This window comes from Hydrogenophaga sp. (assembly GCF_036675665.1).
Lineage (GTDB): Bacteria > Pseudomonadota > Gammaproteobacteria > Burkholderiales > Burkholderiaceae_C > Hydrogenophaga.
Genome location: NZ_JAKFEO010000083.1, coordinates 22,129 through 45,676, shown reverse-complemented (window position 1 = coordinate 45,676; position 23,548 = coordinate 22,129). Strand labels below are relative to the sequence as shown.

General features: G+C 68.0%; 25 protein-coding genes. 13 read left to right on the top strand and 12 right to left on the bottom strand.

What is annotated here, in order from left to right; all coding sequences use genetic code 11:
* The first annotated feature begins 16 nt into the window (after positions 1-16).
* The 3 genes from V6M63_RS19935 to phnE all read left to right on the top strand — a co-directional run bounded on the left by V6M63_RS19935 (position 17) and on the right by phnE (position 2,605).
* Complete coding sequence (locus V6M63_RS19935) at positions 17-850, top strand: phosphonate ABC transporter ATP-binding protein (protein ID WP_332744719.1); 834 nt, start codon at positions 17-19, stop codon at positions 848-850.
* Between the two features lie 2 nt (positions 851-852).
* Positions 853-1,695: a PhnE/PtxC family ABC transporter permease gene (locus V6M63_RS19930; protein WP_332744718.1), complete on the top strand. Its 843-nt coding sequence runs from the start codon at positions 853-855 to the stop codon at positions 1,693-1,695.
* A 163-nt stretch (positions 1,696-1,858) separates the two neighbouring features.
* Positions 1,859-2,605, top strand: coding sequence for a phosphonate ABC transporter, permease protein PhnE (gene phnE, locus V6M63_RS19925; RefSeq protein ID WP_442909623.1), 747 nt, complete (start codon positions 1,859-1,861; stop codon positions 2,603-2,605).
* A gap of 31 nt (positions 2,606-2,636) precedes the next feature.
* On the opposite strand, the gene egtB is transcribed toward phnE, so the two are convergent.
* The 5 genes from egtB to V6M63_RS19900 form a co-directional block, all read right to left on the bottom strand.
* The gene (gene egtB / locus V6M63_RS19920; RefSeq protein ID WP_332744715.1) at positions 2,637-4,007 is read right to left on the bottom strand and encodes an ergothioneine biosynthesis protein EgtB; all 1,371 of its coding nucleotides are present in this window, start codon (positions 4,005-4,007) and stop codon (positions 2,637-2,639) included.
* Between the two features lie 9 nt (positions 4,008-4,016).
* Positions 4,017-5,135, bottom strand: a complete 1,119-nt coding sequence (locus tag V6M63_RS19915; RefSeq protein WP_332744713.1) for a PQQ-dependent sugar dehydrogenase — start codon at positions 5,133-5,135, stop codon at positions 4,017-4,019.
* A gap of 86 nt (positions 5,136-5,221) precedes the next feature.
* Complete coding sequence (locus tag V6M63_RS19910; protein WP_332744711.1) at positions 5,222-5,806, bottom strand: NnrU family protein; 585 nt, start codon at positions 5,804-5,806, stop codon at positions 5,222-5,224.
* Between the two features lie 143 nt (positions 5,807-5,949).
* On the bottom strand, positions 5,950-7,422 hold the full coding sequence (locus tag V6M63_RS19905; protein ID WP_332744709.1) for an aldehyde dehydrogenase (NADP(+)): 1,473 nt from the start codon (positions 7,420-7,422) through the stop codon (positions 5,950-5,952).
* Entirely contained in the window at positions 7,419-8,189 is a 771-nt protein-coding gene (locus V6M63_RS19900) for a FadR/GntR family transcriptional regulator (protein WP_332744707.1), read from the bottom strand. The genes V6M63_RS19905 and V6M63_RS19900 overlap by 4 nt, the downstream gene beginning before the upstream one ends.
* Positions 8,190-8,355: 166 nt before the next feature.
* Here V6M63_RS19900 and V6M63_RS19895 point away from each other — a divergent pair, with 166 nt between their 5' ends.
* From V6M63_RS19895 to V6M63_RS19855, 9 genes are all read left to right on the top strand, one after another.
* Positions 8,356-9,165 carry an NAD-dependent epimerase/dehydratase family protein gene (locus V6M63_RS19895; protein WP_332744705.1) on the top strand — a complete coding sequence of 270 codons (810 nt, stop codon included), beginning with the start codon at positions 8,356-8,358 and terminating at the stop codon, positions 9,163-9,165.
* Between the two features lie 5 nt (positions 9,166-9,170).
* Positions 9,171-10,073, top strand: coding sequence for an SMP-30/gluconolactonase/LRE family protein (locus tag V6M63_RS19890; RefSeq protein WP_332744703.1), 903 nt, complete (start codon positions 9,171-9,173; stop codon positions 10,071-10,073).
* Positions 10,074-10,121: 48 nt separating this feature from the next.
* Complete coding sequence (locus V6M63_RS19885; protein WP_332744701.1) at positions 10,122-11,105, top strand: TRAP transporter substrate-binding protein; 984 nt, start codon at positions 10,122-10,124, stop codon at positions 11,103-11,105.
* Between the two features lie 132 nt (positions 11,106-11,237).
* On the top strand, positions 11,238-11,783 hold the full coding sequence (locus V6M63_RS19880; protein WP_332744699.1) for a TRAP transporter small permease: 546 nt from the start codon (positions 11,238-11,240) through the stop codon (positions 11,781-11,783).
* The gene (locus V6M63_RS19875) at positions 11,783-13,069 is read left to right on the top strand and encodes a TRAP transporter large permease (protein ID WP_332744697.1); all 1,287 of its coding nucleotides are present in this window, start codon (positions 11,783-11,785) and stop codon (positions 13,067-13,069) included. The genes V6M63_RS19880 and V6M63_RS19875 overlap by 1 nt, the downstream gene beginning before the upstream one ends.
* Before the next feature lie 28 nt (positions 13,070-13,097).
* A complete protein-coding gene (locus V6M63_RS19870) occupies positions 13,098-14,387 on the top strand; it encodes a glucarate dehydratase family protein (RefSeq protein ID WP_332744695.1) in 1,290 nt (429 codons plus the stop codon).
* A 43-nt stretch (positions 14,388-14,430) separates the two neighbouring features.
* Complete coding sequence (locus V6M63_RS19865; RefSeq protein ID WP_332744693.1) at positions 14,431-15,399, top strand: Bug family tripartite tricarboxylate transporter substrate binding protein; 969 nt, start codon at positions 14,431-14,433, stop codon at positions 15,397-15,399.
* A 35-nt stretch (positions 15,400-15,434) separates the two neighbouring features.
* On the top strand, positions 15,435-16,346 hold the full coding sequence (gene kdgD / locus V6M63_RS19860; protein ID WP_332744691.1) for a 5-dehydro-4-deoxyglucarate dehydratase: 912 nt from the start codon (positions 15,435-15,437) through the stop codon (positions 16,344-16,346).
* A gap of 5 nt (positions 16,347-16,351) precedes the next feature.
* Positions 16,352-17,428 (top strand): aldose epimerase family protein, encoded by a 1,077-nt coding sequence (locus V6M63_RS19855; protein WP_332744689.1) that lies wholly within the window; start codon positions 16,352-16,354, stop codon positions 17,426-17,428.
* A 12-nt stretch (positions 17,429-17,440) separates the two neighbouring features.
* On the opposite strand, the gene V6M63_RS19850 is transcribed toward V6M63_RS19855, so the two are convergent.
* The 3 genes from V6M63_RS19850 to V6M63_RS19840 all read right to left on the bottom strand — a co-directional run bounded on the left by V6M63_RS19850 (position 17,441) and on the right by V6M63_RS19840 (position 19,611).
* On the bottom strand, positions 17,441-17,929 hold the full coding sequence (locus V6M63_RS19850) for a hypothetical protein (protein ID WP_332744687.1): 489 nt from the start codon (positions 17,927-17,929) through the stop codon (positions 17,441-17,443).
* Between the two features lie 57 nt (positions 17,930-17,986).
* Positions 17,987-19,240, bottom strand: a complete 1,254-nt coding sequence (locus tag V6M63_RS19845) for an Hsp70 family protein (protein ID WP_332744685.1) — start codon at positions 19,238-19,240, stop codon at positions 17,987-17,989.
* A 104-nt stretch (positions 19,241-19,344) separates the two neighbouring features.
* Positions 19,345-19,611: a hypothetical protein gene (locus tag V6M63_RS19840; protein ID WP_332744684.1), complete on the bottom strand. Its 267-nt coding sequence runs from the start codon at positions 19,609-19,611 to the stop codon at positions 19,345-19,347.
* Positions 19,612-19,864: 253 nt separating this feature from the next.
* On the opposite strand from V6M63_RS19840, the gene V6M63_RS19835 reads away from it, so the two are divergent.
* Positions 19,865-20,425, top strand: coding sequence for an outer membrane beta-barrel protein (locus tag V6M63_RS19835; protein WP_332744682.1), 561 nt, complete (start codon positions 19,865-19,867; stop codon positions 20,423-20,425).
* Positions 20,426-20,850: 425 nt separating this feature from the next.
* On the opposite strand, the gene V6M63_RS19830 is transcribed toward V6M63_RS19835, so the two are convergent.
* From V6M63_RS19830 to V6M63_RS19815, 4 genes are all read right to left on the bottom strand, one after another.
* Positions 20,851-21,207 (bottom strand): GIY-YIG nuclease family protein, encoded by a 357-nt coding sequence (locus V6M63_RS19830; protein ID WP_332744680.1) that lies wholly within the window; start codon positions 21,205-21,207, stop codon positions 20,851-20,853.
* Positions 21,143-22,546 (bottom strand): MATE family efflux transporter, encoded by a 1,404-nt coding sequence (locus V6M63_RS19825; RefSeq protein ID WP_332744678.1) that lies wholly within the window; start codon positions 22,544-22,546, stop codon positions 21,143-21,145. Before V6M63_RS19825 ends, V6M63_RS19830 begins: the two co-directional genes overlap by 65 nt.
* 92 nt (positions 22,547-22,638) lie before the next feature.
* Complete coding sequence (locus V6M63_RS19820) at positions 22,639-23,211, bottom strand: DUF2239 family protein (RefSeq protein WP_332744676.1); 573 nt, start codon at positions 23,209-23,211, stop codon at positions 22,639-22,641.
* Positions 23,212-23,288: 77 nt separating this feature from the next.
* Positions 23,289-23,531: a DUF2789 domain-containing protein gene (locus V6M63_RS19815; RefSeq protein WP_332744675.1), complete on the bottom strand. Its 243-nt coding sequence runs from the start codon at positions 23,529-23,531 to the stop codon at positions 23,289-23,291.
* Between the last annotated feature and the right edge of the window lie 17 nt (positions 23,532-23,548).

Below are 23,548 nucleotides of genomic sequence, written 5' to 3'. Positions count from 1 at the left end.
TCGAAAGGTCGCCCGGTTGAACATCGAACTGCAAGGCGTCTCGGCCCGCCACCCGGCGGCGCGCGTGGGCCACGCGCCCGCGCTGCGCTCGCTCGATGTGCGGATCGCCTCGGGCGAGCAGGTGGCCGTGATCGGACCTTCGGGCGCGGGCAAGACCACGTTGCTGCAGGTCATGGCCTGCGCACTGCCACCCGCGTCTGGCCACTTGCGGCTGGACGGCCGCGACCCCTGGGCGCTGCCGCGCCCTGCCCTGCAGCGCCAGCGCGGCCAGCTCTTTCTGGCGCCGCAGGTGCCGCCGCTGCCCCCGCGCCAGCGTGTCGTCACCTCGGTGCTGGCGGCCCGCCTGCCTTCCATGGGCCTGCTGGCCAGCCTGCGATCGCTTTTCTACCCCGACGACATCCCGGCGGCCTTCGACGCGCTGGACCACTTTGATCTGGCCGACAAGCTCTTCGAGCGGGTCGACCGGCTCTCGGGCGGCGAACGCCAGCGCGTGGGCCTGGCGCGGGCGCTGCTCGCACCGGCCAGGGTCTGGCTGATCGACGAACCGTTGTCGGCGCTCGACCCCACCCGTTCGAAACAGGCCGTGGCCACGCTGCTGGACGGTGCCCGCGAGCGCGGCGTGACGCTGGTGGCCACGCTGCACCAGGTGGATGTGGCACTGGCCCATTTCCCGCGCATCGTCGGCCTGCGCGACGGCCAACTGGCCTTTGATCTGCCAGCCGCCGAGGTGACGCAGGCGCGCCTGGCGCGCCTGTACGACCAGTTCGAACACGAGCTGCGCGGTGAGGTGCCGGTGGTGGTGGCGGTCGAACCGACCGCCGCACAGCCCGCGGTGATGCACTGCCGTTGAGCATGACGGCAGCGGCGAACGCCTTGCGCAGCGCACCCGCGCGCGACCCCGCCTGGGCATCGCGCGTGTTCTGGCTCGGCCTGGGCGCCGTGCTGCTGTGGCCCCTCATGGTGGCCACCGAGTTCAAGCCCTGGATCTTTCTGGAGCCCGACAACCTCAAGATCAGCCGCCAGTTCATCGCCACCTTCTGGCCGCTGGTGGTCAACGCGGAATTCATGACCATGATCGCGCGCGAGACGTGGCGCACCGTGGCCATGGCCACCGCCGGTGTCACGCTCGCGCTGGTGGTGGCGATCCCGCTGGCGCTGATGTCGGTGCGCCTGCTCTCGATCTCGGCGCTGTCGGGCCGCATGGCGCGCGCGCCGTTCTGGTTCCGGCAGTCGGTGCGCTGGTTGCTGATCTTGCTGCGCAGCGTGCCCGAACTGGTGTGGGCGCTGGTGTTCGTGCGCGTGGTCGGCCTGGGGCCCACGGCCGGCGTGCTGGCCATCGCCCTCACCTACGGCGGCATGCTGGGCAAGGTGTACGGCGAGATCCTGGAAAGTGGTGAATCACACGCCACCGAGGCCCTGCTGCGCAACGGCAGCTCACGCCTGCAGGCGTTCTTCTACGGCCTGCTGCCGACCAACGCGGCTGAGCTCACCAGCTACACCGTGTACCGATGGGAATGCGCGATCCGCTCGTCGGTGGTGCTCGGTTTCGTGGGCGCGGGTGGCCTGGGCCAACAACTCGACAACTCCATGAAGATGTTCAACGGTGGCGAGGTCGCCACCATGCTGCTGGTGTTTGTGTTGCTGGTGGCGCTGGCGGATCGCGTGAGTTCGTGGCTCAGAAAATCGTTGGGCTGATGCGATGAAAAAAGCCGAGCAGCGCCGGGCCGCCCCAAGCAGCGAGAGCCCCCTTGGGGGGCAGCGCAGTACACGAAGTGACCAGCGTGGGGGTCATGCCGCCAACCCGCCCTACAAGTTGCCGCCGCGCCTGTTCGACGCGCGCTGCAAGGCCTGCTGGTTCATGGCCGGTCTGGTCGTGCTGGTGGTCGCCAGCTTCGCTTCGCTGGATCTGCAATGGGGCCAGTTCCTCTCGCTCGACGCGGCGCGCAGCATGGGTCGCTTCGTGGCCGAATTTTTCCCACCCGACCTCTCGCCGGTGTTCGTGAAGAAGGTGGCCATCGGCGCCTGGGAAACGCTGGCCATGTCGGCGCTGGGCACGGCGCTGGCCGCCGCGGCCGGTCTGGCGCTGGCCCTGCCCGCCAGCCGCCTGCACGAAGCCGACGCCGCCTGGGCCAGAGTCCCCACACGCTGGTTGCTCAACGCGCTGCGCAGCATCCCCGAGCTGGTGTGGGCCGCGCTGCTGCTCATCTCGGCCGGCCTGGGCCCGTTTGCCGGCACGCTGGCGCTGGCCTTTCACACCACCGGTGTGCTGGGCCGCCTGTTCGCCGAAGCGATCGAAAACGCCCCACCCGGCCCGGGTGAGGCGCTGCGCGTGCAAGGCGTGGGCAATGGCCGCGTGTTCCTCTACGCGACGCTGCCGCAGGTGCTGCCCCAGCTCATGAGCTACACGCTGTACCGCTGGGAAAACAACATCCGCGCTGCCGCCGTGCTCGGCGTGGTGGGCGCGGGCGGCCTGGGCCAGCTGCTGGCTTTCCACATGGGCCTGTTCCAGATGAACAAGACCGCGACCATCCTGGGCGCCATGCTGCTCATGGTGGCGGTGGTGGACGCGTCGAGCCATGGCGCGCGGCGGCTGCTCACGCGGTGAGTGATCCGGCGCCGGGCCGCCCCAAGTCGGATCAGCCCCCTCGGGGGGCAGCGACCCGCGCAGCGGCTGAGCGTGGGGGCGATGACTTGGCGAGCCTGAGCCCGCTGAACTGCCAGCGCGCATCGGTCGGAAAGAAGTTGCGGTAGCTCGCGCGGATGTGCGAGGCGGGTGTGGCGCACGACCCGCCGCGCAGCACGGTCTGGTTCACCATGAACTTGCCGTTGTACTCACCCACCGCGCCCTCGGCGACCTGGTAGCCCGGATAGGCGCTGTAGCTGCTCGCGGTCCACTCCCACACGTCGCCAAACATCTGCGTCAATCCGTCGCCCGCCGCGCGCGCCGGCATGGGGTGCAGGGCGCGGGCTTCCCGCAGATTGCCCTGCACCGGCAGAGCGGTCGCAGCCGCTTCCCACTCGGCTTCGGTGGGCAGGCGGGCACCGGCTTGGTCGGTGTGCGTGGCCGCGCTCCAGCGGGCAAAGGCGTCGGCCTCGAAGTAGCTCACGTGCACCACCGGCGTGTGCGGGTCCAGCGGCATCTCGCCGTGCAGGGTGAACACGGTGGGCAAGGCGTTGGCGTCTTGTGGCAGGGTCCAGTAGAGCGGCGCCCGCACGCCCTGCGCGCGCACCCAGTCCCACCCCGCTGACAACCACCACAGGGGATCGGCATAACCACCATCGCGCACGAAATCCAGCCACTCGCCGTGCGTCACCAGGCGGTTCATCAGCGCATGCGGTTCCAGCCACTGCCGGTGGCGCGGTGTTTCGTTGTCGAATGCAAACCCATCGCCGTGGTGACCGATGTCGGTCAGGCCGCCTTCGCACGCGACCCAGCGCGCGGGCACGGGCGAGACCGACACCAGCGGCCAGGCGCGCTGGTAGGCCGGGCGCAGCGGGTTGATGGAGAGCAGGTGCTTGATGTCGGTGAGCAGCAGTTCCTGGTGTTGTTGCTCGTGGTGCAGGCCCATCTCGATCAGGCGCAACGCGGTGGCGTCGTCGGTGCGCTGGATCAGCCGCGCGATGCGTTCGTCCACCTGTTCGCGCCAGCGCCACACCTCGGCCAGATCGGGCCGCGTGACCAGCCCGCGCTGGGGCCGCGAAAACTGTTCGCCCACGCCGTTGTAGTAGCTGTTGTAGAGCACGCGAAAGGCCGGGTTGAAGGGCTTGAAGTCGGGTTCGAAGGGTTCGAGCACGAAGGTCTCGAAGAACCACGTCACGTGGGCGAGATGCCATTTCGCGGGGCTGGCGTCGGGCATCGACTGGGCCTGGCAGTCTTCCGGCGACAGGGGCGCCGTGAGCGCACGCGACTGATCGCGCACCGCCTGGTAGTGCCGTGCCAGCGCCGCACGATCCGCATCGGGGCGCACGCCCGCCGCTGCAATGGCCTGGGGTGAATCTTGTCGCATGGTGGCCTTTCAGCGCCCGGGCATCAGGCGCAACAGCTGGCCGTTTCGGTCGTCGGTCAGCAGGTAGATGAAGCCGTCGGGTCCCTGGCGTACATCGCGCACGCGCTGGTTGAGGTCGGGCAGCAGTTTCTCTTCGCGCACCACACGCTCGCCTTCGATGACCAGACGCGAAAGGTAACGGAACTTGAGCGATCCCGCCAGCAGGCTGCCCTGCCAGGCCTGGCCGTAGCGCTCGCTCGTCACGAAGGCCAGCCCGGAGGGCGCGATCGACGGTGTCCACTGGTGCAAGGGCTGCTCCATTCCGGGCTTGCGGGTGATGCCCTCGCCAATGGCACCGCCGCCGTAGTTCTCACCAAAGGTGATGACGGGCCAGCCGTGGTTCTTGCCGGCCTGCGGCCGGTTGATCTCGTCACCGCCCTGCGGGCCATGCTCCGAGGTCCAGAGCCGGCCGTCGGGCGCGAGCGCGGCACCTTGCAGGTTGCGGTGGCCGAAGCTCCAGATTTCGGGCAGGGCGCCCGCGCGACCCACGAAGGGGTTGTCCGGGTGGGCACCGCCGGTGGCGAGCACGCGCACCACCTTGCCGTGGTGGTTGTCCAGGGTCTGCGCGTCGTTCATGCGCGAGTAGCGGTCGCCCAGGGTCAGAAACAGGCTGCCGTCCGTGGCCTGCACGATGCGACAGCCGAAGTGCGACCGGCTGCTCACCTTCGGCGCCTGGCTGAAGATCACCTTCAGATCATCCAGGCGCGCCGCGTCAGCAGAGAGCGTGGCTGAGGCCATGGCGGTCGAATTGCCACCCCCGCTGGCCGCAGGCTCCGAATAGCAGAAATAGACCCTGCGGTTGCTGGCGAATTCGCGGTCGGTGATCACGTCGAGCAGGCCACCCTGGCCGCCGGCGTCCACCGGGGGCAGACCCGCCAGTGGTGCGCCCAGGCGGCCATCGGCGCCCACCACGCGCATGCGCCCGGGCCGTTCGGTCACGAGCATGCGGCCTTCTCCGATGAAGGCCACACCCCAGGGGTTCTGCAGGCCACTGGCCACCACCTCGGTGGTGACGGCCTGGGCAGCAGCGGGCGGCAAGCTGCCCAGGGACAACAACGCCACCAGGGGCAGTGCAAACAAACGGGTCATGGGGTTCTCCAGGGTGGGTGCGGCGGGCTCGGTCCCATTGGTGCGCCCGGACACCCCGGGGTTCCCGGGGCAAGACGGATGCCTGCTCAGCCGAACGGCCGCACGCCGATGAGCCAGGCGTGCGCCCAGACGACAAACAGCCCATAGATCGCCAGCCCACCGACCAGCGCGATCGCATCATTCGCCTTGCCGCCCGGCAGCACCGGGCCAGGGCGCAGCAGACCAGCGGCGGCACGCTTCTTCACCGAGATGCGGTCCACCACCGCCCAGGCGAGGAAACCGCCGAAGAGCAGCACATCGGCCAGCGTGCCGTTGGCCAGCAGGTGGGCCAGCGCCCACAGCTTCACCGCCAGCAGCATGGGGTGCTTGGCGGCACGCTGGATGCGCCCGGGCAAATAGGCCGCCAGCAGCAGCACGAACACCGGGAGCATCAACACGGCCGCCAGGTGGCGCAAGCCATTGGGCACGGTGTAGAGCAACACCGGCGCTTCGCGCGCCGCGCCATAACCCACGACGATGAGCACGAAGCCGGCCAGCGAGACCAGCGAGTACAGGCCCTTCCAGGGCCCTTCGCCCAGTTGTTTCACCAGCCGGTGGCGCCCGTCGGGCGACACGATGGACACCGAGTGCACACCGAGAAACAACACCAGACCCAGGATCAGCAACAACATGAAGGCACTCCCCGCGCCGTCGGTGGCGGACCATCCGGCCATCCGAGCGCATGGCGGCACTGTAGCCGCGAAGCCGCAGGTCCGCGCAGGGCGGGGTCAAGCGGGCGCGAGTGCGGTGAGGCAGTCCGTATCAGCCGAGCCGCTCAGCACGGCCTGCCTTGGCGCGCGAGCAGCCAGGCCGGTGCATCCTGCAGGCTCACCGGGCGCAGGAAACGCGCCAGCGCGGCGTCGCCCACCGAGGTGGTCATGGGCGCGGTGGACGCGGGCCAGGGGCCGCCGTGCTGCTGCGCGGCCGTGACGGCCACACCCGTGGGCACGCCGGCAAACAACACGCGACCCGCGATGGCCATGGCACCGCGCACCAGCGCGCGGGTGTCATCGGACTCGGCGTCTGCCCCCCACACCGTCACGGTGAGACTGCCGCCCACGGCGGCCAGCACCGCCAGCACCTCGGCGTGCGAGGCCGCGCGCACGACCAGGCTGGACGGGCCGAACACCTCGTCGTGCAGCGCGGTCTGTTGCAGGAATTGCGCGGCAGTCACCTGCAGCAACTGCGGGCCGGGCGCCTGTGCGCTGCCGGGCTGTTGCACCAGCGGCTGCGCGCCGTGTTCGACGAAACGCGCCACACCCGCGTCGAACGCGCGGCGCATGCCGGCGGTGAGCATGGCGTGCGGCTGTTGCGTGGTGAGCGCGTTGGCGAGCTGCGCCACGAAGGCGTCGGCCTCGGCGCCGTCGATCAGCACGATCAGGCCGGGGTTGGTGCAGAACTGGCCGCAGCCCTGCACGATGGAGCCCGCCAGCAGGGTGGCGAGTTCGGCACCCTTGGCTTGCAACGCGGCGGGCAAGGCCACCACCGGGTTGATGGAGCCGAGTTCGCCGTAAAACGGAATCGGGCGTGGGCGTGCGTTGGCCTCGGCTTGCAGCGCCGCGCCACCGCGCGTGGAACCGGTGAAGGCGCCGGCTGCGATCAGCGGATGGCGCACCAGCGCCACACCCACCTCCACCCCTGCGCCCTGCACCAGACCCACCAGCCCGGCCGGCAGACCCTGCGCCTGCAGCACGCCCTGGATGAGGCCGAACACGCGCTGCGACAGCTGCGGGTGGCCCGGATGCGCCTTCACCACCACCGAACAACCGGCGGCCAGGGCCGAGGCGGTGTCGCCACCGAGCACCGAGAACGCGAACGGGAAGTTGCTCGCGGCAAACATGGCGACCGGTCCCAGCGGCACGCGCTGCAGCACCATGGCCGGGTGGCCCACGGGCGGCGCGCCGGCCACGGCCGGGTCGTCCAGGCGCTCGAACGGCACACCCCGCGCGGCGATGTCGGCAAAACGGCGCAACTGGAACGCGGTGCGGTCGAGCTCGCCGTTGAGGCGTGCGGTGCCCAGCGCTGTCTCCACATCGGCCAGCGCCACCAGCGCTTCGCGATCGGATTCCAGCGCAGCGGCGAGCGCGTTCAAGAGCTCGGCGCGCTGCGCGCCGGTGCTGCTGCCCCAGGTGCCGAAAGCGGCGGCAGCGGCTTGCGCGGCCGCGTCGATGGCTTCAGGAGTGGAAGCGCGCAGGGGTTCGCCGTGCGCGGCGCCAGAGCGCGCGTCAAAAGATGGCAGGTCGTTCATGTGGGGGAGTCGGGTTGTGCGCGGCGCAAGCGTTCGCGGCTGTTGGAGAGATGGGTGCGCATGGCCATGCGCGCGGCGTCGGCGTCGCGCTGGCGGATCGCGTTGAAGATGTTCTGGTGCTCGGTGTGCACGCGCCGCAGATAGGCCAGCCGGCCTTCGGGCGCGCTGCTCGCGGTGTTGATGCGGGTGCGCGGAATGATCATGGTGCCGAGGTAGGTCATGAGGTCGGCGAAGTGGCGGTTGCCGGTGGCGCGCGCCACCTCCATGTGGAACTGGAAGTCCGAGGGCACGGCGTCGGACGACTCGGCGATCGAGGCCTCGAAGGCCGCGAGCGCGGCGACCATGTTCTGCAGGTGGCTGTCATCGCGGCGCTGCGCGGCCAGGCTGGCCGCTTCGCTCTCCAGGCTGATGCGCAGCTCCAGCAGCGAGATCACGTCGGACACGGTGGCGAAGTCTTCGGGTGCGATGCGGAAATTGCTCTGCTCCTGCGGCGCCATCACGAAGGTGCCGATGCCGTGACGCGTCTCCACCAGACCCGAGGCTTGCAGGCGCGAGATGGCCTCGCGCACGACCGTGCGGCTGACCTCGAAACGCCCCATCAGCTCGGATTCGGTGGGCAGCTTGTCGCCGGTCTGCAGACGGCCTTCGCGCATGTCGGCGGCCAGGGTGTCGACGATCTCGGGCACCAGGCCGCGTGGGCGGCGCGGGCGCGTTGCCACGGCTTCGATCGCGACCGGTTCGGCACCTAGGGTTTTCACGGAGAGCATTGTTTTTTCCTTGACACCCCATCGCAGGGTTCACACAATTCGCCCAGTTGTCTGACAACCGACAACAGACAACACAGATGTGCGGACTGTAGCAAAGCACTTGCGATAAGTCCAAGCCCTTCGAAAAAATGCCGCCCAAAAACGTCAGACCGGACCGCCGAGCCCCATGGAAAACACCCTGAAAACCCACCACCGCTTGCTGCTCACGGGCGCCGCCGGCGGCCTGGGCACCGCGCTGCGCGAGCGCCTCAAGGGCAACTGCGAGGTGCTGCGCCTATCCGACAAAGCCGGCCTGGGCGCGGCGCAGGCCGGCGAAGAAATCGTGCTGGCCGACTTGTCCAACGCCGACGAGGTCGACGCCATGGTGGCCGGCTGCAACGCCATCGTGCACATGGGCGGCATCTCGGTGGAGGCGCCGTTCGCGTCCATCCTGCAGGCCAACATCGTGGGCGCGGTCCACCTGTACGAAGCCGCGCGCAAGCACGGCGTGAAGCGCGTCGTGTTCGCCAGCTCCAACCACGTGACCGGTTTCTACAAGCAGAGCGAAACCATCCACGCCGACCACCCGGCCCGCCCCGATGGTTTCTACGGCCTGAGCAAGGCCTTCGGCGAAGACCTCGCCCGCCTCTACTTCGACCGCCACGGCATCGAGACCGCCTGTGTGCGCATCGGCTCCTCGTTCCCCGAACCGAAAGACCGCCGCATGCTCGCCACCTGGCTGAGCTTCGACGACCTGCACCGCCTCATCACCGCCTGCCTGAGCACGCCGGTGCTGGGCCACAGCATCGTGTTCGGCATGTCGAACAACGCCGTGACCTGGTGGGACAACAGCCGTGCGCGCCACGTGGGCTATGTCGCGAAGGACAGCTCCGACGTGTTCCGCGAAGCGGTGTTCGCCCGCACCAGCGCGCCGGATCCGAGCGACCCCGCCGCGATCTATCAGGGCGGCGCGTTTGTCAAGGCAGGTCCGTTCTGAACGCCATGAGCTCCACCGCCGAACTGCTGATCGATGCGCGCAACGGCGTGGGCGAGAGCCCCGTCTGGGACGCGCAGCGCCAGTGCCTGTTCTGGGTCGACATCCCGGCTCGCGCGCTGTGGTGCTGGAACGCCGCCACCGGCCAGTCGCGCCAGTGGCCCACGCCCGAGATGACGGGTTGCGTCGCGCTCGCCGCCGGCAGCGAGGCCACGCCCCACGGCCGCTGGGTCGCGGCGATGGAAACCGGCGTGGCCGTGCTGACACCCCATGCCGATGGCAGCCTCACGCACGAAGCGCTGGCCAGCGTGCAGCATCCGCAAGGCGGCATGCGTTTCAACGACGGCCGCTGCGACCGTCAGGGCCGCCTGCGCGCCGGCACCATGGTGATGGACATGTCGCTCGCCGCCGCGGCAGGCAGCCTGTACGCGCTGGAAGGCGGCCAGCTGCGCGCGCTGCAGGGCGGGCTCATCACCCCCAACGGCATGGCCTTCAGCCCCGACGGGAAGACGATGTACCTCTCGGACTCGCACCCCGACGTGCAGACCGTCTGGGCCTTCGACTACGACACGGACAGCGGCACGCCGAGCCAGCAGCGCGTGTTCGTCGACATGAAGCCCCTGCCCGGCCGGCCCGACGGCGCGGCGGTGGACGAAGACGGCGGCTACTGGATCTGCGGCAACGACGCCGGCCTGGTGCACCGCTTCACGCCCGAGGGTCGGCTCGACCGATCGCTGGCCGTGCCGGTGAAAAAGCCGGCCATGTGCGCCTTCGGCGGCAGCGGATTCGACACCTTGTTCGTCACCTCCATCCGGCCGGGTGGCGATCTGTCCGACCAGCCGCTGGCCGGTGGCGTCTTTGCACTGCGTCCAGGCGTGAGGGGCCTGGACGAGCCGCGCTGTGTCGTCTGACGCTCGCGGCCATTTTTCACCTCGCCTCACCAACCCAACGGAGACAACATGAAGACCCAACGCCGATCGATCCTGAGCCTGGCCCTGGCCATGGCCAGCCTGCTGCCCTTGAGCGTCCATGCCCAGAACATGGTGCTCAAGGCCCACGACACCCACCCCGCCGGCTACCCCACCGTGGCCGCCGTCGAGAGCATGGGCAAGAAGCTCGACGCCGCCACCAACGGCCGCATCAAGGTGCAGATGTTCCCCGGCGCCGTGCTCGGCCAGGAGAAGGAAGCCGTGGAGCAGACCCAGCTCGGCGCGATCCAGCTCGCCCGCATCTCGCTGGGCGTGATCGGCCCCGTCGTTCCCGAGGTGGACGTGTTCAACATGCCCTTCGTGTTCCGCGACATCGCCCACATGCGCAAGGTGATCGATGGCGAGGTCGGCGACGAACTGCTGGCCAAGGTCACGGCCAGCCCCGCACGCCTGGTCGGACTGGGCTGGATGGACGGCGGCTCGCGCAGCCTCTACACCAAGAAGCCGGTGCGCAGCCCGGCCGACCTCAAGGGCCAGAAGATCCGCATGATGGGCAACCCGGTGTTCGTGGACACCATGAACGCCATGGGCGGCAACGGCATCTCCATGGCCTATGGCGAGGTCTTCACCTCGCTGCAGACCGGCGTGATCGACGGTGCGGAAAACAACCCGCCCAGCATGTTCACCAGCAACCACTACACCACCGGCGCCAAGTACTACAGCCAGACCAACCACCTGATCATTCCCGAGATCCTGGTGATGTCCAAGGTGACCTGGGACAAGCTGACCCCGGCCGACCAGGCGCTGGTGAAGAAGCTGGCGCGCGAAGCGCAGCTGGAGCAGCGCGCGCTGTGGGACAAGAGCGTGACTGAGTACTCGGCCAAGCTCAAGGCGGCCGGCGTGGAGTTCATCGAGCTCGACAACAAGCCCTTCTTCGATGCCACCGCCCCGGTGCGTGCCAAGTACGGCGCCCGTTTCACCGACCTGATGCAGCGCATCGCCTCCGTCAAGTAGACGCCCCCCTGCGCCGCTTCGCGGCTTCCCCCCGGTGGGGGGACGCGCCCTGTGGACCGGCGGAGCCGGATCCACGGGCGCTCTGGGTGGCGTCACCTCTTCCGGCGCACTGTGCCTCGCCCTCACCAAGCAATGAAACGAACCACCATGGCAGATTCGATCCACCGCGCGCTTGACGCCGTCTACCTGGCCTGCATCTGGGTGGCCGGGACGTGCATCTTCCTGATGTCGCTCTTCATCCCCTGGGGCATCTTCACGCGCTACGTGCTCGGAACGGGTTCGCAGTGGCCCGAGCCGATCTCGATCCTGCTCATGGTGATCTTCACCTTCCTCGGCGCGGCGGCGGCCTACCGCGCCGGCGCCCACATCGCCGTGGCCATGCTGACCGAGCGCATGCCCGCCGGCGCGCGCGGCGTGATGGCCTTCGTCGTCAACCTGCTCATGGTGGGTGTCAGCGCCTTCATGGTGTTCTACGGCACCAAGCTGTGCATGGGCACCTGGGGCCAGTCCATCCCCGAGCTGCCCTGGCTGCCCGTGGGCCTGACCTATGTGCCGGTGCCGCTCGGCGGCTTCGTCACGCTGCTGTTCGTGCTGGAGTTCCTGTTCCTGGGTGACCAGAGCCAGCGCAACGTGGTCCAGTTCGACCTTCTCCCCGATTCCGAAGAAAAGGCCGCCTGATGGACGCGCTCATCCTGCTCGGCAGCTTCTTCGTGCTGATGCTCATCGGCACACCCGTGGCCTACGCCCTCGGCATCGCCGCCCTCATCGGCGCCTGGTGGATCGACATTCCGCTGGACGCGGTGATGATCGCCATCAGCAGCGGCGTCAACAAGTTCTCGCTGCTGGCCATTCCCTTCTTCGTGCTGGCCGGCGCCATCATGGCCGAGGGCGGCATGGCGCGCCGGCTGGTGGCCTTCGCCAACGTGCTGGTCGGCTTCATCCGCGGCGGCCTGTCGCTGGTCAACATCCTGGCCTCCACCTTCTTCGGCGCGATCTCCGGCTCGTCCATGGCCGACACGGCCTCGGTCGGCGCGGTCCTGATCCCCGAAATGGAGCGCAAGGGCTACCCGCGCGAATTCGCCACGGCGCTCACCGTCAGCGGCTCGGTGCAGGCCATCCTGATCCCGCCCAGCCACAACGCCGTGATCTATTCGCTCGCGGCCGGTGGCTCGGTGTCGATTGCCGCCCTCTTCCTCGCCGGCGTGTTGCCCGGCCTGCTGCTGGGCCTGACCCTGGCCACAATGTGCCTGGTGATCGCCAGACGCAAGAACTACCCCAAGGGCGATGTGATTCCGCTGCGCCAGGCGCTGAAGATCTGCGCCGATGCGCTCTGGGGCCTGATGACCATGGTGATCATCCTCGGCGGCATCCTCACCGGCGTGTTCACCGCCACCGAATCCGCCTCGATCGCGGTGCTGTGGGCCTTCGGCGTGACCATGTTCGTCTACCGCGACTACCAATGGCGCGAACTGCCCAAGCTGGTGCACCGCACCGTGAAGACCTTGGCGATCGTGATGATCCTGATCGCCTTCGCCGCGAGCTTCGGCTACATCATGACCCTGATGCAGATCCCGCTGCAGATCACCACCGCGTTCACCACGCTGTCGGACAACCGCTACGTGATCCTCATGATGATCAACATCATGCTGCTGGCCCTGGGCACGCTGATGGACATGGCGCCGCTGATCCTGATCCTCACACCCATCCTGCTGCCCGTGGTCACGTCCATCGGCGTCGACCCGGTGCACTTCGGCATGATCATGATGGTCAACCTCGGCATGGGCCTGATCACACCACCGGTGGGCGGCGTGCTGTTCGTCGGCAGCGCGATCGCCAAGCTGCCGATGGAAACCGTCGTCAAGGCCTTGTTGCCGTTCTATGTGGCGCTGTTCGCCGTGCTCATGGCCGTGACCTACCTGCCCGCCATCTCGCTGTGGCTGCCGCAGACCGTGCTCAGCCACTGACCCGCTCGTTCTCTTGCCCACCCCTTCGATGACTTCCCACGCCATCCGACACGTCCGTGTCACGCCGATCGCGTTCCGCGATCCACCGCTGCTCAACGCCGCCGGCATCCACGAGCCCTGGGCACTGCGCTCGATCATCGAGATCGAGACCGACTCGGGCCTGGTCGGCATCAACGAGAGCTACGGCGACCTGCCCATGCTCGAAGCGATGGCCAAGGCCGCGCCAGCGCTCGCGGGTCTCTCGCCCTGGGCGCTCAACGACATGGAAGTGCGTGTCGCCGCGCTGGTCACGCCCCGGCACACCGCGTCGGAGTTCCTCGGCACCCAGGTTTCGCTGGCGCCGGGCACCCACGTCTCCAAAACCGTGGCCAAGGTGACCAGCGCCTTTGACGTGGCGATGATGGATCTGCAGGGCCAGCTCGCCAACGCGCCGGTCGTGGACCTGTTGGGCGGCGCTGCGCGCGAGAGCGTGCCCTTCAGCGCCTACCTGTTCTACAAGTACGCCGAACACATCGAGAAGCCCTGCGCACCCGACCCCTGGGGCGAGGCGCTCACGCCCGAGCAACTGGTGGCGCAGGCGCGCCGCATGATCGGCCAGCACGGCTTCAAGAGCATCAAGCTCAAGGCCGGCGCGCTGCCACCCGACCAGGAAACCGCCGGCCTGCTGGCCCTGGCCAAAGCCTTTCCGGGTGCACCGCTGCGCATCGACCCCAACGGCAACTGGAGCGTGGCCACCAGCCTGAAGGTGGTGGAGCAACTGCGCGGTGTGCTGGAGTACTGCGAAGACCCCGCACCCGGCCTGGACGGCATGCAAGCCGTGGCGAAAGCCTGCGACGTGCCGCTGGCCACCAACATGGTGGTCACCGACCTCCAGGAATTCCGCCGCAACGTGGAGATGGGTTGCCCGGTGAAGATCGTGCTGTCCGACCACCACTACTGGGGTGGCCTGCGCGCCACGCAGCGGCTTTCGCTGATGTGCGAAACCTTCGGCCTGGGCCTGTCGATGCACTCGAACTCGCACCTCGGCATCAGCCTCATGGCCATGACGCACCTGGCCGCCTCGGTGCCGCACCTCTCCTATGCCTGCGACACGCACTACCCCTGGCAGGACGAGGAAGTGGTCACGGGTGGGCGGCTGCGTTTTGAAGACGGCAGCCTGCGCGTGACCACGACGCCCGGCCTGGGCGTGAGCATCGACCGCGAGGCCCTGGCCCGCCTGCACGAGAACTACCTCGCCACCGACATCCGCAACCGCAACGACCTGGCGCAGATGCGCAAGTACGAGCCCTCGTTCACCGGTCGGCAACCGCGCTTCTGAGTGCCGCCGACCACTTTTCCCGCTACACCTCAAGGAGCTCCCCATGTCATTGAACCGCAGGCAAGTCATCGCGGCGTCCGCCACCATCGCCACCGTGGGTTTCCCCGCGCAGGCGCAAAGCTTCCCCAACAAGCCGGTGCGCCTCATCGTGCCCTACCCACCGGGCGGCTCGTCCGACATCATCGCGCGCGCCATCAGCCAGCTGCTCTCGGAGAGCCTGGGCCAGCCGGTGGTGGTGGAGAACCGCGCCGGCGCCAACGGCAACATCGGCGCCGACCTGGTGGCCAAGTCCGCACCCGACGGCCACACCATGCTGCTGTGCGACGTGGGCGCGCTGGCCATCAGCCCCTCGGTCTACACCAAGCTGGCGTTCAACCCCAGCAGAGACCTGCGCGGCGTGACCATGCTGGCCTACTCGCCGCACATGCTGGCGGTGCACCCCTCGGTCAAGGCGAACAACCTCAAGGAGCTGGTCGAACTCTCCAAGACCTCCGACCTGAACTTCGCCGTGACGGCCGTGGGCAGCGCACCGCACGTGGCCGGCGTGGCCGTGCAGCGCGCCACCGGCGCCAAGTGGATCTACGTGCCCTACAAGGGTGGTTCGCAGGCCGTGACCGACACCGTGGCCGGTCAGACCCACGTGATCATGAACGGCATGCTGGCCACGCTGCCGCACGTGCAGAGCGGGCGCCTCAAGGTGCTGGGCATTTCCAAGAAGACACGCATGCCACTGGTGGGCAGCGTGCCCACGCTGGCCGAACAGGGCGTGACCGGTTTTGAATCCGGCACCTGGCAGGGCGTGCTGGTGGCCAACGGCACACCGCCGGCCATCATCGCGCGCCTGAACACCGAGCTGATCAAGATCATCCGCAGCCCCGACGTGCGCGCGCGCCTGACCGGCCAGGGTGCCGAGGTGGTGACCATGCAGCCCGCCGAGCAGGACGCCCTGTTCGAGCGCGAGCGCAAGCGCTGGGGTGAGGTGGTGGCCGAGGCCAACATCAAGCTCGACTGACTGTTCAACAAGATTTTCAAGAAGAGGACGTTTACGTGAATCCCCAGGATCTCAAATCCATCGTCAGCAGCGGACTGCTGTCGTTCCCGGTCACCGACTTCGACGCACAAGGCGAATTCAACGCCCAGGGCTATGCCGCGCGGCTGGAGTGGCTGGCGCCCTACGGTGCCAGCGCGCTGTTCGCGGCCGGTGGCACGGGCGAGTACTTCTCGCTCAGTGGCCCCGAGTACGGCGCCGTGGTCAAGACCGCGGTGGACACCTGCCGCGGCAAGGTGCCCATCATCGCCGGCGCGGGTGGCCCCACCCGCACCGCCATCGCGCATGCGCAGGAGGCCGAGCGCCTGGGCGCGCACGGCGTGCTGCTGCTGCCGCACTACCTCACCGAGGCCGGCCAGGAAGGCCTGATCGCGCACGTGGAGCAGGTCTGCAAGAGCGTGAAGTTCGGCGTGATCGTCTACAACCGCAACGTCTGCAAGCTCACGCCCGAGTCGCTCGCGATCCTGGCCGATCGTTGCCCCAACCTCATCGGCTTCAAGGACGGCGTGGGCGACATCGAACTCATGATGTCAATCTACCTGAAGATGGGCGAGCGCTTCTCGTACCTGGGCGGCCTGCCCACGGCCGAGGTGTATGCGGCGGCCTACAAGGCGTTGGGCACACCGGTGTATTCGTCGGCGGTGTTCAACTTCATCCCGAAGACCGCGATGGACTTCTATGAAGCCGTGCGCACCGACGACCACGCCACGCAGCACCGCTTGCTCAAGTCCTTCTTCATGCCCTACCTGGACATCCGCAACAAGGGCCAGGGCTACGCGGTGAGCATCGTGAAAGCGGGTGCCCAGCTGGTGGGCCACGGCGCCGGCCCGGTGCGCGCCCCGTTGACCGACCTGAAGCCGGCCGAGATGGAACAGCTCGACCAGCTCATCCGCGCGCTCGGCCCACAATAGGGCCGATGAGCCCAGCACCCATCCCCTCGCCTGTCCCCTCGCCGTTCCCGCACCTGCTCGACCCGGCCCGTTTCACGGGCAGCGTGGACGGGCGGCCCACCGCGCTCTTTCTGCTGCGCAACACGCGCGGCATGGTGGTGGCCATCACCAACCTCGGCGCCAAGGTGCTGCAGATCGTGGTGCCGGATCGGCACGGGGTGCTGGACGACGTGGCGCTGGGCTACGACAGCCTCGATGCCGTGCTCACCGGCTCCCCCTCCATGGGTGCGTTCGTGGGGCGTTACGCCGGGCGCATTGGCGGCGCACGTTTCACGCTCGCCGGCCTTGAGCACCGCCTCACACCCAATGCGGGAGCCCACTGCATCCACGGCGGGCCGCGCGGCGCGCGGCACCGCGCGTTTGACGCGCGACAGGTGGACGCGCAGACGCTGGAACTGCGCCACCGTTTTCTGACCACGGAAGACGACTTTCCCGGCACGCTGGACCTGCAGCTCACCTACCGCCTGACCGACGACAACGCGCTGGTGATCGAACACCTGGCCACCGCGCTGGACGATCCCGGCCCGGCCAGCTTCACCAGCCACATCTATTTCAACCTCGATGGGGTGGCGCACACGACCATCGACGACCACGTGCTGCAGGTGACCTCCAGCGAGGTGCTGGCCACCGGCACCGACGGCATCGCCACCGGCATGACGGTGTCGTTGGACGATCACCCGCAAGACCTGCGAGCCGCGCAGAGGCTGGGCACCCTGCCCGACATCGACCTGAGCCATGTGCTGGCTGCCGAGTCCACCACCGAAGCCCGGCTGTGCGCCCAGCTGCACAGCCCGGTCAGCGGCCGCACGCTCGACGTGTGGACCACCGAACCCTTGCTGCAGGTCTACACCGCCGGCCAGCTGGGTGCGGCCGAGAAGCCCGATGTGGGCAAACGGGGTGTGCGGCATCGCCCGCGCTCGGCCGTGTGCCTGGAGCCGCAGTGGTTTCCCAACGCACCCAACTGCCCCACGCTGCCACAAAACCTGGTGGCGCCGGGACGGCCCTACCGTGGCACCACGGTCTACCGCTTCGGCGCGCTCTGAGGCAAGGCCCGGTCAGGGCGTGTAGTTGTCGACTTTTCGCTGGCACTCCGGTGGCTCGCCGAAGCCGGCCGAGCGCACGGTCTGGTCTTCTGCAATTTCGATCTGAAACCAGCGGCAAAACGGATTGTCGTAGCGGTAGCTCCACACCACGCCTCGGGACCGGGCCAGCCCCTGCACCTCGCCAGCACGACCCACGATCTGACGGGCCTCGTCCTGGCGCATGCCGGGAAGGATCCGATTGAAATTGGTCTCGGTCAGCACCTGCTCGACGCGGGTGGCGCGCCCGTTGGCGTCGAGGTACACAAACCAGGTGTGGCGGCCATACGGGCCGCGAGGAAACTCGAGCCGGGTGCCACCTTCCACCTGGCGCTGCGTCTCCGGCGGCCCCATGCGGGCCAGAATCTCGTCTCGGGTCACACCGGTCACCTGGTTCGGCGGCGCGTAGCCACTGCAGGCCGTCAGCACCGACACGGCGGCCAGACACGATAAAACAATGCGCATGGTTCGATCTCCTGCGTCAACGATCCGGCGGGTTGGAGTGTGGGTTGGGCGGCAAGTTCACCGGCTGTACGCCAGGCCCGAGGCCACGCCGCCAAACAGATCACCCTCGACCATGGCCACGCCGGGAAACTCGGCCTGCAGCGCACGCTGGAACGGCCGCAGGGCCGAGGAACCGCCGGTGAGGTAGATGGCGTCCAACGTGCTGTCGGTGAGGCCGGCGCGTTGCACGCAGTCGCGCGCGCAGGCCACGGTGCGCGCGAGCAGGCTGCCCAGGTGATCGCGCATCGCGTCGGCGTCCATGGCCGCGCCCAGCCCGCGCTCCACCTCGGACAAATCCACCCGCGTGGCGCCGTCCTGCTCCGAGCAGCGGATCTTGGCCTGCTCCACCTCGTGCGCGATGCGGTGGCCGTCGCGGTGCTTGAGCACCTTCATCAGGCGCTCGTGCAGCGCCACGTTGGTGTAGTTCACCCGCAGCTGCTGTGCCTGGCTCAAGGCGCGCGGCTGGTACAGCCACTGGATCAGGTGCCAGGTGGAGAGGTCGAAGAACACGCGGCTGGGCACCTCGCGCTGCTGCGGCCCCAGGTGCTTGTAGCCCAGCAGGGGCATCACCTGCTCCAGGCTGAGCTTGTGGTCGAAGTCGGTTCCGCCGATGTGCACACCGGTGGTGGCCAGCACGTCGCCCGCGCGGTCCGTCAGTTTCATGCGCTGCGGGCCCAGCCGCACCACGGTGAAATCGGACGTGCCGCCCCCCAGGTCCACCACCAGCACCACGCTCTCGCGCTCCAGCCGCCGCTCGTAGTCCAGCGCGGCGGCAATCGGCTCCAGCTGAAACGACACCTGCCTGAAACCCACGGCCTGCGCGGCCTGCAGCAGGGATTCTTGCGCCAGCGCATCGCGCTCCAGGTCATCGTCGACAAAATGCACCGGCCGGCCCATGACCACCTTGGTGGGCGCCACGCCCAGCGACTGCGCCGCGCGCTCGCGCAGCGCGGCCAGAAAGGTGGCCACGATCTCCTGGAAACTGATCTGCTGGTGGTTGACCACCGTGGTCTCCAGCAGCAGCGGGCTGCCCAGCAGGCTCTTGAGCGAGCGCATCAGCCGGCCCTCGGTGCCGGCGAGGTACTGCGCCACCGCGTCGCGGCCGAAATGCGTGCTGCTGTCTTCCGAGTTGTAGAAAACCGCCGTGGGCATGGAGACCGACGCCCCTTCCAGCGGAATCAAGCGCGCCGTGCCCCGCACATCGGCCCACGCCATGGCCGAGTTGGAAGTGCCGAAATCAATGCCGAGCGTGCCGTGGAGCGGAGGAGTCATGGGGAAGCGGGTGGGAAGGGACCCCCGAGGCACGAACGGAAGCGCCGGCTCATGGGGAGCGCGGATTCTGCCACCGATGCGTGGCGGGCCTCTGCAAGCGCCCGCTATTTGCGGCGAACGCTCTTGGCGTCCTGGCGCGGCGGTTGACCGCCCGCGCCCGGCACGTGCTTGGCACGTTGCTCCGCGTCCTGCCCCGGTGTGGCCCGCATGTCGGTGTCGACCTGGCCTTGCTTCAGGTCCATGTAGGCCTGCAGGATGACCGGGTCTGGCTTGTTGTCGGTCATGTCCGTGTGTTCGTCGCGCTCGTGCGGCAGCCGCAAGGGCGTCCCCTCCAGCGGTTGGGGTTCCTTGGACTTGACGGTCTTTTTCATGGGTTGGATTCCAGCGGGCAGACACACATCCTGAAAGGATCCGGTCCCGGGGTCTGTGCGCTATCGAACCAGCGAACAACTGGCCCGGGTGAGCCCCGAGTCACTGAAACCGCCTTTTGATGCAACACACATTTGGGGGATGTTTTCAGAAGATGCGTTGTTCACCCACAACTTATTGAAACGTAAGGTCTTTTCGTTGTTACGCTGGCCGCTCTCCCTAACTTTTACCTTCTGTTTTTTACACATTTCTACAATGAACCTCACCCACAAAGCCCTCGCCGCAGCCGTCATCTCCATCGCTGCCGCAGGCGCTCAAGCCCAGGTCCAGGCCCCCACCAAGATGTACGCTGAAATCGGCTACGCCGCCATTGGCCTGGACGTCACCGATGGCACGGACACCCTGAAAGCCGGCCCCGGCGCATTGACCGGCGTGTTCGGCTACCAGCTGCACCCCAACCTCGCCGTCGAAGGTTTCCTGGGCCTGGGCCTGACCAAGGACGAGATCGAATTCAACGGCGCTCCCTCGGGCGTCAACGCCAAGATCAACAACACCTACGGCTTCTTCATCAAGCCAGGCTTCAAGGTGAGCGAGGGTGTTGAACTGTTTGCCCGCCTGGGCTACCTGCGCACCAAACTCTCGGTGTCCGCTGGCGGCGTGAGCCTCAGCGATACCGACACGGGCGCAGCCTACGGCGTGGGCGTGAACCTGAACCTGACCAAGACCTCGTACCTGCAGGCCAACTGGATGAGCTACTACAAGGACGACGGCGTGAAGGCGCAGGGCGTTGCGCTGGCCTACGGCATGCGGTTCTAAGTTTGACTGGATGAAGAGCCGCTCCGAAGCGGCTCTTCATCATGCATATTTTTCAGTTCAGACAAAGTTGGAGTTCACCAATGCGGGATCGAAGCCAGCGAGATCGCAACTGAAGACTGCGGGTCGGGTTCCGGCCAGCTGCGATCCATCGCCTTGATCCGATGGGGACTGCTGTGGTCGTTGGCACGTACGTCCGCAGGTCCCAGATCGGGCTCGCTTCACGATACGTGGGCGCCGAAGCGAAATCAGGCTACACAGGCGTTCGCGGCTGTGTCCCGCGCCTCGTGCAGCAGCCGTCGGCCTTGCGGGGAGCACGAAGTCGGCCCACGACAGGCCGTGACGGGTGCCGAGTTCGTCGTCGAGCACGAGCACCAAGGCCGCGTGCTCCAGGTGCCGGTCCACGCAGGCTTGCAAGACTTCTTCGCTCATGGCGCCAGCCCTTGCAATTCGCGGTAGATCTGCTCCAGTGCTTTCAGTTCGCCCGCATAGTCGAAGTCCGCATCCTCGCGTTCCTTCACGAGTTCCAGCACGTCGAAGGCGAGTCCGTCCACACCGCTTCGATTCCACTCGGCCTGCAGTACGCGGTCCGCGTGCTTGCCCATGCGCAGTTCAAAGCGAGCGCGATTCAGCGCCGCGTGCACGCTGCGGCTCGCACCGAGCAGCAGGTGACCGCTCGCGCGGTCGCGGATGGCATAAATGCCCATGGGCGGGAAGGCGTCACGCGCCTGGCGCGCGGCCACCCGCCGCGCCAAGCGCGACGCCCGGTTGGCGGAAGAGTCCATCTTTTTTCTCCTTGTGACGGTAGTAGAGGCCGTGCAGCACCAGCATGGCCAGGAAGGCGACAGGACAGGCCCAGAACACGCCCGCCAAGCCGAAGCGCGCTTCCAGTGCCACGGCAACCGGCAATTCGATGCCAACGATGGCAGCCATGCTCAGGAGCGCCGGCACGAGCGCCGCGCCGCTTGCGCGCATCGCACCCACCAGCACGTTGCTCCATCCGAGCAGCACCACGCTCCAGGCGACGGTGCGCACGATGCTGACCGACTGCTCCAGCACGGGCCCGGGTTCCAGGAACACGCGCAGCGCGAACGGCGCGAGCAGGTGCGCAGCCACCGCGAACAGCGCGGTGACCACGGCGTTCAAGCACAGCCCAGTACCCACGATCGCCGGCAACCTTTCGCGCCGTCCCGCGCCAACTGCGTGCGCGCTGAAGATCGCTGCGGCAATGCCCAGGCTCATCGCGGGGAACTGCACCCAGCTCAGGACCTGCGTCGCTGCGCCATAGGCGGCGGTCGCGGTCGACCCGTGACGGTTCACCAGGCCCAACAGCACGATCTCCGCAAGCGCCATCGCCAGCATCTGCAACGCGGCCGGCAGGCCGATGTGCAGCATGCGTTTGGCGATGGCCCCACTCGGCTTCCAGTCCGACCACCCCGCGCCGGGGGCGAGTGGATGCCCGTCCCGACGCCAGCGCCGGATCAACACGGTTAGCGCAGCCAGCTGCGCGACGAGCGCCGAGACTGCCACGCCAGCCGCGCCCAAAGGCGTGCCCGCAACGAGCAGCGGCGTGCACACCGCGCCCACCAGCGTTGCGGCCAGCAAGGACCACATCGGCGAGTGCGCGTCGCCGGTGCCGCGGCTCAGGGACAGGCCCGCCCACGTGACGAACACGAAGGGCATCACCAGCAACATGGCGCGCGCATAGTGGATCGCGGCCGGCAAGATGTCCGGCGGCGTGCCGAGAGCTTGCATCAACCACGGCGCAGACCACGCACCGGCAACCGCGACCGCAAGCCCGACGCCAAGCGCAGCCACGAAGGCCGTCGCACCCACGCGCCGCACCTGCGCCGCATCACGCGCGCCCCATGCCTGTCCCGCTAGGATGGTCGCGCCAGCGCCCAGGCCAATGATCAGCGACAGCAGCATGAAGAACACGGGAAAGAACGACGCGGCCGTCGCGATGCCGCGCACGCCCAGCAGGCGCCCGAGCCAGAAGCCATCGAGCAGTCCGCCCGCGCTTTGCAGCGCGTGCGTCAGGATCAAGGGTGTCAGCAGTGCAAGGTAGTGCGTGCGCAGCGTCGGCGCCGGTCCGGCAGGGGTTGTCGTTTCTGGCTCGTTCATGAGGGCTCCTGTGTATCGCGGGCGTGCGTGTGCCCGCAGCGCTGCGGCCCGCAGCCGCGCGCTGGTTGCAAAAAAAGAGAAAGAGGTCCGGCTTAGTCGGGTGCAGGTTCGGCGAGCTGCAGCACGTACGCCCGCACGTCTTGCGGCCATGCGGCCATCTGCGCCACCAGCCGCTCGTGGTCGCCGGCAAACAGCGCCCGCGATGCTTCCTCGAAGCCGGCGAGGTTGCCGGCCAGCGTGGACATGGCGTGATACGCGCGGTCGCGCGCCTGGCGCGTCCGGACCCGGTCGCCGCCGTTGCGCCGCGCTTCGTGCACGAGCTTGCGCAAGGCCACGGAGGCGCCGCCGGGTTGCGCCGCGAGCCAGTCCCAGTGCTCCGGCAGCAGCGTCACTTCCCGCGCGACCACGCCGAGCTTGGGGCGACCGCGGCCCTTGGGCGCTTGGGTCGGCGCGGCCACGGTGTAGCGCGCCGCGACGGCTTCCTCGCCGCCGCGCAGGTCCAGGTCGGCAGACTGGCCACTCGCATTGTTGAAGACCAGCGGATGCCCCTCGGGTTGCGCCTGCTGCGCCCGCCACACGACCACGGCAACCTCGTGCAAAGGACCCGTGGTGAGGCGACGTCCCTCCAGGAAAGCGGTGTAGGTGAGTGGCATGACTTGGTTCATGCCGAGAATTTTATCCGGGTTAAATTACCAAGTCAATAACACCCGGGTAAAAATTCAACTTGCCAGATCGTCGTCGATCAAGCCACCGGCCCCCGCAGCGCCGCATTCAACTGATCCACCACCTCCGCCCAATCCGCATCCTCCAGGATCTCTTCGCGCAGCAACGCGCTTTGCGAGGCAGACCAGAATGGCGCATCGGCCAGGCGCACATCGTCGGGCAGGGGTGCGTGATCGAGCAGAAACGCTTCGATGGATTCGGGGTCGGACGGCAGGCCGAGTTGGGCGAACAGATCCGAGAAGCGGTGGAATGACTTTTCCATGGTGGGTACCTTGAAGA

Bases quoted from the DNA above. Each gene is read 5' to 3' on its own strand.
- egtB (WP_332744715.1), bottom strand. From the start codon at position 4,007: ATGCGACAAGATTCACCCCAGGCCATTGCAGCGGCGGGCGTGCGCCCC.
- V6M63_RS19910 (WP_332744711.1), bottom strand. From the start codon at position 5,806: ATGTTGTTGCTGATCCTGGGTCTGGTGTTGTTTCTCGGTGTGCACTCG.
- V6M63_RS19845 (WP_332744685.1), bottom strand. From the start codon at position 19,240: ATGACTCCTCCGCTCCACGGCACGCTCGGCATTGATTTCGGCACTTCC.
- V6M63_RS19850 (WP_332744687.1), bottom strand. From the start codon at position 17,929: ATGCGCATTGTTTTATCGTGTCTGGCCGCCGTGTCGGTGCTGACGGCC.
- V6M63_RS19870 (WP_332744695.1), top strand. From the start codon at position 13,098: ATGACTTCCCACGCCATCCGACACGTCCGTGTCACGCCGATCGCGTTC.
- V6M63_RS19930 (WP_332744718.1), top strand. From the start codon at position 853: ATGACGGCAGCGGCGAACGCCTTGCGCAGCGCACCCGCGCGCGACCCC.
- V6M63_RS19825 (WP_332744678.1), bottom strand. From the start codon at position 22,546: ATGAACGAGCCAGAAACGACAACCCCTGCCGGACCGGCGCCGACGCTG.
- V6M63_RS19880 (WP_332744699.1), top strand. From the start codon at position 11,238: ATGAAACGAACCACCATGGCAGATTCGATCCACCGCGCGCTTGACGCC.
- V6M63_RS19835 (WP_332744682.1), top strand. From the start codon at position 19,865: ATGAACCTCACCCACAAAGCCCTCGCCGCAGCCGTCATCTCCATCGCT.
- V6M63_RS19815 (WP_332744675.1), bottom strand. From the start codon at position 23,531: ATGGAAAAGTCATTCCACCGCTTCTCGGATCTGTTCGCCCAACTCGGC.
- V6M63_RS19890 (WP_332744703.1), top strand. From the start codon at position 9,171: ATGAGCTCCACCGCCGAACTGCTGATCGATGCGCGCAACGGCGTGGGC.
- V6M63_RS19820 (WP_332744676.1), bottom strand. From the start codon at position 23,211: ATGAACCAAGTCATGCCACTCACCTACACCGCTTTCCTGGAGGGACGT.
- V6M63_RS19885 (WP_332744701.1), top strand. From the start codon at position 10,122: ATGAAGACCCAACGCCGATCGATCCTGAGCCTGGCCCTGGCCATGGCC.
- V6M63_RS19900 (WP_332744707.1), bottom strand. From the start codon at position 8,189: ATGCTCTCCGTGAAAACCCTAGGTGCCGAACCGGTCGCGATCGAAGCC.
- V6M63_RS19875 (WP_332744697.1), top strand. From the start codon at position 11,783: ATGGACGCGCTCATCCTGCTCGGCAGCTTCTTCGTGCTGATGCTCATC.
- V6M63_RS19830 (WP_332744680.1), bottom strand. From the start codon at position 21,207: ATGGACTCTTCCGCCAACCGGGCGTCGCGCTTGGCGCGGCGGGTGGCC.
- V6M63_RS19855 (WP_332744689.1), top strand. From the start codon at position 16,352: ATGAGCCCAGCACCCATCCCCTCGCCTGTCCCCTCGCCGTTCCCGCAC.
- V6M63_RS19905 (WP_332744709.1), bottom strand. From the start codon at position 7,422: ATGAACGACCTGCCATCTTTTGACGCGCGCTCTGGCGCCGCGCACGGC.
- V6M63_RS19915 (WP_332744713.1), bottom strand. From the start codon at position 5,135: ATGACCCGTTTGTTTGCACTGCCCCTGGTGGCGTTGTTGTCCCTGGGC.
- V6M63_RS19865 (WP_332744693.1), top strand. From the start codon at position 14,431: ATGTCATTGAACCGCAGGCAAGTCATCGCGGCGTCCGCCACCATCGCC.
- V6M63_RS19840 (WP_332744684.1), bottom strand. From the start codon at position 19,611: ATGAAAAAGACCGTCAAGTCCAAGGAACCCCAACCGCTGGAGGGGACG.
- V6M63_RS19895 (WP_332744705.1), top strand. From the start codon at position 8,356: ATGGAAAACACCCTGAAAACCCACCACCGCTTGCTGCTCACGGGCGCC.
- phnE (WP_442909623.1), top strand. From the start codon at position 1,859: ATGGCCGGTCTGGTCGTGCTGGTGGTCGCCAGCTTCGCTTCGCTGGAT.